This window comes from Shewanella sp. BC20, assembly GCF_003129585.1.
Taxonomy (GTDB): Bacteria; Pseudomonadota; Gammaproteobacteria; order Enterobacterales; family Shewanellaceae; genus Shewanella; species Shewanella seohaensis.
In genome coordinates this window covers 54,734-66,932 of sequence record NZ_NHRI01000013.1, presented here as the reverse complement: position 1 = coordinate 66,932, position 12,199 = coordinate 54,734, and the positions used below count along the sequence as shown (strand labels likewise).

At 49.1% G+C, this 12,199-nt stretch carries 8 protein-coding genes; 4 read left to right on the top strand and 4 right to left on the bottom strand.

The genetic code is table 11. The features are described 5' to 3' along the window. Positions 1-331 precede the first annotated feature (331 nt). Positions 332-2,143, bottom strand: a complete 1,812-nt coding sequence (gene typA / locus CBX96_RS14090) for a translational GTPase TypA (protein ID WP_011715535.1) — start codon at positions 2,141-2,143, stop codon at positions 332-334. 986 nt (positions 2,144-3,129) lie between these two features. Here typA and glnA point away from each other — a divergent pair. Both glnA and CBX96_RS14080 read left to right on the top strand, forming a co-directional pair. Continuing rightward, a complete protein-coding gene (gene glnA / locus CBX96_RS14085) occupies positions 3,130-4,539 on the top strand; it encodes a glutamate--ammonia ligase (protein WP_011715534.1) in 1,410 nt (469 codons plus the stop codon). A gap of 403 nt (positions 4,540-4,942) precedes the next feature. Next, positions 4,943-7,180, top strand: coding sequence for a TonB-dependent receptor (locus CBX96_RS14080; protein ID WP_109287110.1), 2,238 nt, complete (start codon positions 4,943-4,945; stop codon positions 7,178-7,180). Between the two features lie 128 nt (positions 7,181-7,308). On the opposite strand, the gene CBX96_RS21580 is transcribed toward CBX96_RS14080, so the two are convergent. Continuing rightward, complete coding sequence (locus CBX96_RS21580; RefSeq protein ID WP_181382208.1) at positions 7,309-7,488, bottom strand: hypothetical protein; 180 nt, start codon at positions 7,486-7,488, stop codon at positions 7,309-7,311. Between the two features lie 404 nt (positions 7,489-7,892). On the opposite strand from CBX96_RS21580, the gene CBX96_RS14070 reads away from it, so the two are divergent. Both CBX96_RS14070 and CBX96_RS14065 read left to right on the top strand, forming a co-directional pair. Then, positions 7,893-9,095, top strand: coding sequence for a dicarboxylate/amino acid:cation symporter (locus tag CBX96_RS14070; protein WP_109287109.1), 1,203 nt, complete (start codon positions 7,893-7,895; stop codon positions 9,093-9,095). Positions 9,096-9,279: 184 nt separating this feature from the next. Then, positions 9,280-9,603: a YceK/YidQ family lipoprotein gene (locus CBX96_RS14065; RefSeq protein ID WP_011621102.1), complete on the top strand. Its 324-nt coding sequence runs from the start codon at positions 9,280-9,282 to the stop codon at positions 9,601-9,603. 136 nt (positions 9,604-9,739) lie between these two features. On the opposite strand, the gene CBX96_RS14060 is transcribed toward CBX96_RS14065, so the two are convergent. After that, positions 9,740-10,864: an aminotransferase class V-fold PLP-dependent enzyme gene (locus CBX96_RS14060; protein ID WP_109287108.1), complete on the bottom strand. Its 1,125-nt coding sequence runs from the start codon at positions 10,862-10,864 to the stop codon at positions 9,740-9,742. A gap of 4 nt (positions 10,865-10,868) precedes the next feature. Then, positions 10,869-12,047 carry a monodechloroaminopyrrolnitrin synthase PrnB family protein gene (locus CBX96_RS14055; protein WP_011627476.1) on the bottom strand — a complete coding sequence of 393 codons (1,179 nt, stop codon included), beginning with the start codon at positions 12,045-12,047 and terminating at the stop codon, positions 10,869-10,871. Positions 12,048-12,199: the final 152 nt, after the last annotated feature.

The following is a 12,199-nucleotide window of genomic DNA, read 5'->3' as shown; positions in this document are numbered from 1 at the left end:
GTTAGGAAAACATATGCACAAGCGAAAGGATTTTTGGTTTTGGTTCGGGCTAATTCTTGGCCCCATTTTAATTATGCTAGGGCTATTTAATGTGGGTTATTTACTCGCTGGTGCCGCCTATTCTTCAACCATATCCACAGAGAATTATTATCGAGAGTTTATTTTACTGATCTCAAGCACCATCTGCGGCGTTGCCATTTTGCGCCACGCGCTAGAAAGAAAATCCTAACAACTCCGCTCAAATACAGCATAAAAAAGCCCCGCTAAGTTGCCTTAGCGGGGCCTTATTCATTCACTGGGCAGTCGCTTTATCGCGACCACACAACCACCATTAGCCGCGGCTAGCGCGCTTACGGTCGTTTTCAGTTAAGTGTTTCTTACGAACACGGATGCTCTTAGGTGTTACTTCAACTAATTCGTCATCATCGATAAACTCAAGCGCTTGCTCAAGAGTTAAGGTGATTGGCGTAGTCAGTACTTGAGCTTCATCAGTACCAGAAGCACGCATGTTAGTCAGCTGCTTACCTTTCAGACAGTTAACTGTCAGGTCGTTAGAACGTGAGTGGATACCCACTACTTGACCTTCGTAAACTTCGGCAGCGTGGCCGATAAACAGACGACCGCGGTCCTGCAGACCGAACAGTGCGAATGTCAGCGCCTTACCAGTCGCGTTAGAGATCAATACGCCGTTAGCGCGTTGACCGATATCGCCACCTTTGTGCGGACCGTAGTGATCGAATGAGTGGTAAATCAGACCAGTACCAGAAGTTGCAGTTAAGAACTCAGTTTGGAAACCGATTAAGCCACGGCTTGGAATGATAAAGTCAACGCGCACGCGGCCTTTACCGTCAAGCTGCATGTCTTTCATCTCAGCCTTACGTACACCCAACTTCTCGATAACTGTACCTTGATGTTCTTCTTCAACGTCAACGGTCAGGGTCTCGTATGGCTCACACAGTTCGCCATCGATGGTTTTTAAGATAACTTCTGGGCGAGAAACTGCTAATTCGTAACCTTCACGACGCATGTTTTCGATCAGGATAGATAAGTGTAATTCACCACGGCCAGATACCGCGAAACGGTCTGGGCTGTCAGTTTCTTCAACACGCAGTGCCACGTTGTGCACTAATTCCTGTTGCAGACGCTCAAGAATGTTACGTGAAGTCACGTACTTACCTTCTTTACCTGCGAAAGGTGAAGTGTTGACTTGGAAAGTCATGGTCAGTGTTGGTTCGTCAACTGACAGTGGTGGCAGCGCTTCAACATTACCTGCAGCACACACAGTGTCAGAAATTTTCAGCTCGCCTAAACCGGTAATAGCCACGATGTCGCCAGCATTTGCTACGTCAACTTCGGTACGCTCTAAGCCCATGTAACCTAATACTTGGCCCATTTTACCGTTACGAGTCTTACCATCAGCACCGATCACGGTCACTTGTTGGTTAGTCTTGATGCTACCACGCTTGATGCGGCCAACACCGATAACACCCACGTAAGAGTTGTAATCGAGCTGAGAAATTTGCATCTGGAATGGACCTTCAGCGTCAGCTGCAGGTGAAGATACTTTTTCAACGATAGTTTGGAACAGTGGCGTCATATCAGTGCCAACTTCATCCGGATCTAACGTTGCGAAGCCGTTTAACGCAGAAGCGTAAACAACTGGGAAATCTAATTGCTCGTCAGTCGCACCTAAGTTGTCGAACAGGTCGAATACTTGGTCGATAACCCAATCAGGGCGAGCACCAGGACGGTCAATCTTGTTGATAACAACGATTGGCTTTAAGCCTTGTGCGAACGCTTTCTTGGTTACGAAGCGAGTCTGTGGCATTGGACCGTCAACGGCGTCAACCAGCAGTAATACTGAGTCCACCATTGACAGTACGCGCTCAACCTCACCACCGAAGTCGGCGTGGCCTGGGGTGTCTACGATGTTAATGCGGTAGTCGTTCCACTTGATGGCAGTATTCTTTGCCAGAATCGTGATCCCACGTTCCTTTTCAAGATCGTTGGAGTCCATCACCCGCTCAGTAGCTTCTCCCCGGGTTGCAAGGGTTCCTGATTGCGACAGCAGCTTGTCAACCAGGGTCGTTTTGCCATGGTCAACGTGCGCAATAATGGCGATGTTACGTAAATTCTCTAGCACGGATAAACCTCTTACCATCAAACAAAAATAGGGATATTTCAATATTCGTTATAGCAATCTACGTTGAGTCGCCATAAAAAAGCGTGACATTCTACTCCAGAGCGGCCTCGCCGCACAGGATTATTTTTGAACACTTATAAAACAATTTTTTGAGCACTGTGCTCAAAAGGTACTCTCTTGCCCGAGTCAAATAGCCTAAATGCACCGTTAATGCGCAGGCGATTCACCAGTTTATCTTGTCATCAACCAAGCTAAGCAGCTGAATTCACTGTTTTTCACTCAGTAGTACTTTTGTCGCTCGGCCCAAAGCCGCCATAAGTATAGTCAATCCACGCCATCAAGCCGTGATGCGCCAGAGTGGGCCATAAAAATAAGCGCAGCAGGCATCAGTTAGCGGTTTCTGCGGATTCCTTTGGCCTCAGTTTCAACAAACTCTATTCCACATTGCGAACAACGCTCTTAATGATCTGATAATTAAGCACTATTCAATATAACCAGCCATAACCGCCCCGCGAAAAACAGCTTAGGTTGCCACAGTTTTGTGACATTATTGCGGGCGATTGAAATAGTGAGCTTGCACGGTTCTCTCGCCACACTAATGTGCTAAATTCGTTGTGCTTTGTTTGGTTTCGAATCTTGTCAAAAGCCAGAATTGAGATATTAATCCGGCTTGCCTCTGTGCTTAATGGGCCGACGAGTTCGGGATAAATAGGCGTTGCGAGATTGCACTCAAGTTGCTTGCACTAAAATGGTGTTGTGACGGTGCGCACCAAAATGGATTAATGCACCAAAATGCCACATGCAAACGCACCAATATAGTGCAACACGAAGTGAATTGTTGTGCACTAAAATATATAGCCTTTGATTATCAACACCTTAAATTGTTGGCATAGATATCGCTATATAGCTTGTAAGTTTGGCTCAAGCGCGACTTGAGTTAAAAGATTATAGAAGGGACATCCCTTTACCCTACCGGAGACTTGAGAATGTCAGTTGAATCAGTTTTAAAGCAACTTGAAGAATTAGAAGTTAAGTTTGTTGATTTACGTTTTACCGACACCAAAGGTAAAGAGCAGCACGTATCTATCCCTGCTCATCAGGTAGACGCTGATTTCTTCGAAGACGGCAAAATGTTTGACGGTTCGTCAATCGCTGGCTGGAAAGGCATTAACGAATCAGACATGGTGCTGATGCCAGACCCAACCACGTTTGTATTAGACCCATTCACCGAAGAAACCACTGCCCTGATCCGCTGTGACATTCTCGAGCCAGGCACTATGACTGGTTATGACCGCGACCCACGTTCTATCGCCAAAAAAGCGGAAGAATACTTACGCTCTACCGGTATCGCTGACACTGTATTAGTTGGACCAGAACCAGAATTCTTCCTGTTCGACGATGTACGTTTCGGTACTGACATGTCTGGTTGTTTCGTGAAAATCGACGCTAAAGAAGCGGCATGGAACTCTGGCACTAGCTACGAAGGTGGCAACACTGGTCACCGTCCATTCGTGAAAGGCGGTTACTTCCCAGTAGCTCCTGTTGACTCATCACAAGACTTACGTAGCGCTATGTGTTTAGTGCTCGAAGAAATGGGCCAAGTGGTTGAAGCTCACCACCACGAAGTGGCGACTGCGGGTCAAAACGAAATCGCAACTCGCTTCAACACTCTGACTAAGAAAGCGGACGAAATCCAAATTCTGAAGTACGTAGTACACAACATGGCTCACGCCTACGGTAAGACTGCGACTTTCATGCCTAAGCCAATCGTTGGCGACAACGGTAGCGGTATGCACGTTCACCAATCTCTGTCTAAAGACGGTGTGAACCTGTTCGCAGGCGACAAATACGCTGGTTTAAGTGAAACTGCACTGTACTACATCGGTGGTATCATCAAGCACGCTCGCGCGCTGAACGCTTTCACTAACCCAAGCACTAACTCTTACAAGCGTTTAGTACCACACTTCGAAGCGCCAGTGATGTTAGCTTACTCAGCACGTAACCGCAGCGCTTCAATCCGTATTCCTGTGGTACCAAGCCCTAAAGGCCGTCGTATCGAAACTCGCTTCCCAGATCCACATGCAAACCCATACTTAGGTTTCGCAGCACTGCTGATGGCGGGTATCGATGGTATCCAAAACAAGATCCATCCAGGCGAAGCTATGGATAAAGACTTGTACGATCTGCCAGCTGAAGAAGCGGCTGAAATCCCACAAGTAGCGACTTCATTAGAAAACGCGCTTGAAAACCTGCAAGCTGACCACGAGTTCTTAACTCGCGGCGGTGTATTCAGCGAAGATTTCATCCAGTCTTACATTGCACTGAAATCTGCAGAAGCTGAGCGTGTAAGCCGTACAACTCACCCATTAGAGTTCGAGATGTACTACAGCCTGTAATGGCTAACGGCATCGATTAGCTGCACAACATCTAACAGCCCCGACGGTCTTCTGTCGGGGCTTTTTTGTTTCTATCGCTCTGTGACTCCCAAGTATTCCCCTGCCTATTCAACACCTCTACACACATACACTCCGACCTCTTTGTTATCTGTCCATTTGTTGTTGCCTCGTGATTTTGGGTGCATAAAAAAGTAAAGGCTTTGTAAATTCAATTAAGAACGATTCTCGATTACAACTATAATAATGCGTCTTTTTTGGAGCCAAACACGGAATACTCTCCATTCATATTCAGTTAGCGCATTGAATTCAAACCATTAAAAACGCTTTCTGGGTCGCGAGGAAAGGCACCACAGTGCTGTCCTTTTGGCTTCTCATGTACCTGTTGTTTTTGATGGAGAATACTATGCCTAAGTCTATGGGGCCGATAAGCCTAGTCGCCGCCGCAGTTATCTGCCAACTGGGGCTTATTAATGTGGCAACAGCCGCTGAAAACGATATGGAGCGCATGGTGGTCTCCGCCACCCGCTCACCGACCCAAATCAGCGATCTCTCCAGCACTGTGTGGATCATTGATGAAGCCAGCATTCGCGAGCAAACCGATAGCGGCAAAGGTATTAAGGAAATGCTCGCCGCCTTAGTGCCGTCGATGGATGTGTCCAGCCAAGGGCGCACCAACTTTGGCCAGAATATTCGCGGTCGCGCCATGGTGGTCTTAATCGATGGCGTGTCGATGAACACCTCCCGCAGTATCAGCCGTCAGCTCGACAGTATCGATCCATTCAATATTGCCCGCATCGAAGTGCTCGCTGGCGCGTCGGCTATCTATGGCGGTGGCGCACTGGGCGGTGCCATTAATATTGTCACTAAAAAAGCAGCTGACAGCAGTGATACCTTCGAAGCCGAAGCGGGATTCAAATCCGGCTTTAATAGCAGTGATGATTTAGATTACCGCACCGCGCTGGCGGTGACCGGAGGCAGTGATTCGCTTATGGGGCGCTTTAGTGCCGCTTGGCAGGAAAACGGTCAATGGTTTGATGGCAGCAGCAACCCTGTGATGCTGGACATTACCCAAACCGGAATGCAGTACACCCAAGGTTATGATTTGATGGCGAATATGGATTGGCAGCTTGCCAATGACGCCAACCTCAGTGCCATGGCGCAATACTATCGCAACGGTTCAGACGATGAACATGGTCTGTACATGGGTGAGAACTTCTCCGGCGTCACTGGCGATGCCTCAGTGCTCGAAACCCGTAAGGGATTAGACGCTGACCGCAGCCCCGCCACCGAGCGCACTTTGCTGAATCTGTCCTACTCCCAGAATGGGTTTCTTGGTCAAACCCTGTATTTACAAGGCTTTTATCGCAAAGAGAATCTGGATTTCCACCCGTTCCCCTATGTCAATGAAACCATCGGCGTCTACAACTTCTCAGCATCGGCCCAAAACACCAGCATTTATGGCTTGAAGGCAGTCGTGGAATCCAAGCCCGTCGATAGCCTCACTCTCACTTGGGGACTGGATTGGGATAAAGAAAGTTTTGATTCGAGCCAAATGAGCTTCGATCTCGATGCCGCCAACCAACACGGCGGCTTAGTGATGCGCGAGCTGTTCACTACCGGCCGTTATGTCGACTTTTCGGTCGAATCCATTGCCGCATTTGTCCAAAGCAGTTGGGAGATGAATAGCTTTTTGGTGCTAAACGCAGGCTATCGTTATCAACACATGGAAAACAGCGTTGATGATTTTATCGGTTATAACCAACAGGTGGCGATCGCCTCTGGCAAGGCCAAGGGAGCCGATGCCATTAAAGGCGGCAGCACCGACTATAACATTGGGTTAGTCAATCTCGGCTTGGTGGCTAAATTAAGCCAAGACCAACAACTCTGGCTTGCCTATTCCCAAGGCTTTGAACTGCCAGACCTATCGAAATACTATGGCCGCGGCACCTACAAGGCCGATGCCGACGGTTACTTACAGCTGCAAAACAGCATCAATATCAATGATACGCGCCTTGATGGGATCAAGACCGACTCCATGGAGCTGGGATGGCGTTATCTTGCAGACCGTTGGCAGGCGCAAGCCAGCGTCTATTATGCCGTGTCTGACAAGGTCATTGAGGTCAACAGCAAAGATCTGACCATCAATGTCAAAGACCAAGATAAGCGCAGCTATGGCCTAGAGGCACAACTGAACTTTGATATCAGCTCCGACTGGCAAGTCGGCACCAACCTGCATCTGGTGCGCAGTGAAGTGAAGGATGAGAATAACTGGATCGATGAAACCGTCACTTATGCCTCGCCCTCTAAGGCCACCGCCTTTATTGGCTGGCGCGGCGACACACAGAAGATCCGTTTACAGGCTGAGCACAGTTTCAGCGCCGAATCTGACTATCGCTTCAAAACCAACGATGGCCTAGCGAGTGAGCTTGATAGCTATACGACGCTGGATTTACTGGGCTCTATCGATTTACCCGTCGGTACCTTGAGCTACGGCATCGAAAACCTGCTCGATAAAGACTACAGCACCCTGTGGGGCCAAAGAGCGGTGTACTTCTACAGTCCGACCTACGGTCCTGAGTCTATGTTCGACTACCATGGCCGCGGTCGCACCTTTGCGCTCAATTATCAACTGAGTTGGTGATCACAGCCTAAAAGGCATCAATCACTTGTGTTCAGCCTTCCCTTAAGGCGGGTTGAGCAAATGCCACAAACAAAAAACGGTCCCCAAGTGGACCGTTTTTTATGCTGATGCATGCAGGATCAAGCTGATTATCTGCAACGACCAAGGCGCGAACCCGTGGTCATGACTTTGTTACAATCTTTTTTGCTGACTTTCTTCTCGGCGCTGCTTGCTACCGTCGAATCGGTATCAGTATCACTGACCGAGGCGCAGCCACTCAAACCTAATACGGCAACGGGTAACAGTATCGCAATCCATTTTTTTAGCATTTGATTCATCCTGATTAACTAGTAATTTTGGCCTTGGGTGTTTGCATAAAACCCAGACTGCGTAAGCTAATCAATAAACGAACGAGGCACAACGTTACAAACGAGCCTAACTAGGTAAATACACCTTTCTACTGACGTGCCCTCGCCGTGCGGCTAATACACCTAAACAGAAGCTATCATGTTAACAAGAGTCACATCGTCCGAAATCAGATGCAGAATAGACTCAAGCACGCTTGTTACCCGTAACCCCAAACCCAAAAAGAGTTTATTTCCAATCCCTTCTTGCGCTTATGCGAATGACTCGCTAGCTTGAGCATGTCCATGCTGCATGATTGACTCCTCTCATTTGGGCGCTCCTAATGACTCACCAACACAATGATAAAAATAACAATAGGCGCTTAGCTATGTGGCAAAAACTCAAACCCTATCAAGACTCTATTGTGCTGCTCAGTGCATTATTACTTGGCGGCATGATCGGCATCTATTGGCCATCCTTAGCGCTCAAGCTCAAGCCCCTAGGGCAAATCTTTTTAAATCTGTTGTTTATGATTATCGTGCCCTTAGTGGCGATCAGCGTAACCTCATCGATAGCCCGCATGACGGACTTAAAAAAGCTTGGGGCGATTTTAGTGTCGATTATGGGCGTCTCGATTCTGATGGCGATTATTCCCGCCGTCGGCATCACCTTACTGTCACTGATGTTTGATCCAGCCCAAGGCGTGACCCTCGATCTTAATCAAACCGTTAGCGACACCTCGGGGAAGATGGATTTTGTGGCGCTGCTGACCACCAATGACTTTTCTGGATTACTCTCCAAATCCAATATCTTGGCGCTTATCATCATGTCGGTGATTGCCGGAATCGCTATAGGTCAATCGGGTGAAGATGGCCGTAAAGTCTCGGCACTGCTCGACAGTTTTAATACCGTCATCATGAAGATAGTCGCCATTATTATGCTTGCCGCCCCCGTCGGCCTTGGCGCTTACTTTGCCTCCACCATGGCGAGTCAAGATCCGCAGCTTGTGGTGACCTTTGCCCGCGCCGTGGGATTATTTTTAGTAGCCTGTTTTATCTACCTCACCGTCGGCTCCACCTTCTATGCCTGGCTTGGCGGCGGCATGCACGGGATTAGACAATTTTGGCGCCACGCCCTCGAACCCGCAGTGACAGCATTAGGCACGACTTCATCCCTCGCGACTCTGCCAGTCACCTTAAGGGCGGCGCTGAAGATGGGGATAAAACCCGAAATCGCCGATATCAGCCTGCCGCTGCTGGTGAATTTGAATAAGGGCGGCGCATCCATTATCACCGCACTGAAGATTGTGTTTATCTACTCTCTGCTCGGGTTAGATTTCACGGTCGATGTGTTTATGGTGACCATACTCATCTCCGTCCTGTCCGCCTTCATCATTGGTGGCGTGCCGGGCGGCGCCTTCCTCGGGGAGATTTTTATCGTCACCACCTTAGGGTTACCTATGGAAACCATCCCCATTCTAGTGGTGATAGGCGCCATTACCGACGCACCTTCCACCGTGATAAACGTCGTCCACGATCTCAATGCCAGCCAGATTGTTGAACGCCTCAATCGCAAAAGGCTTGAGCCATAGAGCTATAGTTGCCGAATAATTGACAACGAAACTTATCTGACTAGAATGCCAAACCATTGAAACAGAGCACATTTGTGCCGAGTAAAATCCGCTATGCTACCGCAGTACCAGAACGCGAAGTCGATCAAACGAGTCAGCCACATGGAAGCGATGCGGTTTTTCAAACATAAACAATGGAGTGGTTATGCGTTGGTTGGCTTGGTTAGTTGTATGCGGGTATCTTAGTGGATGCGCAGCGGTAACATCGAGAATGGGAGCAGATTCAACCTGGGGTCACTCTTTTTCGAGTGTGCAAACAGCTGTCGATAATGGCGAGGAGTGTGTGGTGATATCCGCGATATCCGCTCCGCCTCTGTTACTGTTTACTGTCCCACTGACACTGGTGGATATGGGCGGCTCACTGGTAGTCGATGCAGTGATGCTACCCGTCGATTTGGCGATCACCCCAAGCAATCCTGAGCTTCGCACCCCACGGTCTATGTTCTGCCGCTATAACTACAGTATTTAAACATATTCGCCAGCCATAAATGACCTTAGCCTCAACCCGTGAGGCTAAGGGGTAATGTCATATCGGCATAGGGTGCAACTAGGTCGCCTTAGCGCACCCCATTCGTAGCCGCTTCGAGCAAGCCCTGTTCAATCTATTAACGATGGGCTTTTATTACCTCAAGCAATTTCGCGATATCGGCCTCATCGTTATAGATATGTGGCGATACGCGTATTCCTAAACTGCGGGCATCGACACTGATATTCGCCTCCGCCAACGCCGCCATGATGGTTGCTTGGCGCTCGCTAAATTGCAGGATCAAGGTGCCACTGCGCTTATCGGCTTCCCGTGGCGAGACCAACTCACATTCCAATGTCTGGACGACACTTTCCATCAACCGCAAGTTATGTTCACGCATCGCCTGTGAGCCAATATTGGCAAAATATTCAATGCTGTGGGCGGCAATCGCATAGGGCGCGATAGAAGGCGTACCGCCCCAAAACCGCAGCGCCAAAGGATGATAGCGGAAATCATGGATATCAAACTCGAAGGGATTTTCATGGCTAAACCAACCCACATCCTGCGGCTGACACTGGGGCAGAATAGCCGGATTGACCCACAGATACGCGGCTCCCGGGCCTGAGCATAACCATTTCACACTCGAACCAATCATAAAGTCCGGCTGTAGCTTGGCTAAATCCAGCGGTAAAATCCCAGCCGATTGCGCTACATCCACGAAACTCAAGCAGCCGCGCTCACGGGCAAGGGGAATGATCTGCGCCAATGGCGCCTGCTGACCAGTATTAGAATAGGCATGGCTGACAAAGACTACATCGACATCGGCACAAATATGCGCGTCCCACACATTGGGGTCGGTGACATCTAAGCCCTTGGGAATAAAGCGCAGCTCACAGCTTGTGGGCAATGCCTTTTTCAGGGCAAACCCCATGCTGGGAAAATCAATCTCGCTCATCAGCACCACGGCGCCGCCATCTCGCGTTAATCTATCAAGGGACATCACAATTTTGGTCAAAGCGCTCGATAGATTCACCTGCGGGCAAAAGTCCTGCGGCAGACCATTAAATAGGCTCGCCAGCGCCGCGGTAAAGTTATCGATGACGCCCAACCATTGGCCCCAAGGCTCGCGGCCAGAATCCTGCCAAGGCGCAAAAAATGCCTGCTTAAATGCTTGCTCGGTCGATTTAAGTGGCCGCCCCACTGAATGGTTGAGCAAATACCCTGGGCCTGCGAGGCAAAAGTCTTGTTTTACATTTAGCAGCATGGCCTTACCTTAAACTGTCTTTGAGTTTTTTCAGATCGTGATAACGGGTGCGAATATCGTGTCGCAACACCGCCGCGCGTCTATCCCTTAAGCGCTCGAGGGAGCCGAGCAGCACATGCAACGGTGGGCCGCTGGCGGTGACCTTGGCTAAATGTTGCTGCTCCATATTCACCGAAGGCTCGGCAATGTATTTAGTCACCAACTCATTGTGGTGTTGAATGGCGGTTTCGCCATGCAATTCACAGACTTCGATAAACAGCTTAAGGTTTTCCTGATACCAATCCTGCTGCACGCAGGCCTTGGACTGTAAAAAGTCATCCATCAAATTCGGGCGGCGCATACACTCCCGCAGGATTTGTTGATCCTCTGGCATCATGTATAAAAACTTATCCACCAGCATTTGCGAATAGGCCGATTCGTTGGCAAAACAGAGGCCTAGGGTTAAATCGATAACGTTAATTCCGGCAAAGTCGCCAGCATTGGCGCCGCGATATACCACAGAGCCAACCCGATAGGGCTTGTAATAGGGGCGCACGCAATAGAAGAAGCGATCGGTATCTAACCGTTTGAATAACTGCTGATTTGACTCAATCACATCCTGCAATGCCTGCTTGGCCACCCGCAGTAAATCGTGGCTAATAGGATGAGAGATCCCCAAGGGTTGAATTTTTAATAAGGCATCGCTGGCGCGCTTATAGGCCAAGATGCCCTTAGTGTTGTAATCCACAAACAGCTTCTCGTCGGGCAGATCGGTAAAGCGTTTGTAGATACCATTGTGGGCACGGTTATGGGTGGTCAAATGAGCAGTAGCAAAGCGTGGCGTCACGCCGATGGAGGCGCCGATATGCATAGCTAACGCCGACGCCTCGACCAGTGGCGAAGTGGTTTCCCGCGTCGGCTCGGTAATCTCATGGCGACGACAGGCGGCCATATATAGGCCGACATTCCCTAGTAGATCGAAGGCACTGTCGAAGCCTTCATCGGTATTGCCTTCATCGAGCAGCGCCTTAATCAGCTCACGCCCTTCACTTTCTAATGTTTGCTTAAGCTCGGTGCCGATATCTTGCACATTGGCGCGGTCGGTCTGCTGGTAATAAAGCTGTTCGAGCTGGGAGTTAAGTTCCACAAAGCGACTGCGGATCCACTCATCGAAAGCTTCGGTGTTATAGGTGGCAGGTTTCACTTGGACATCCTTGGAAATTGTTATGGTTATTTTTACCGGAGCAAGTACTGATAGACGCGTTTTTACTTGGCTACTGGCGTCTTTAGCGTATCCTAGTTAACAAGAATGCAACTTATACTCGCGCGTTTCTAGCGCTAGCTCAAATTTATGAA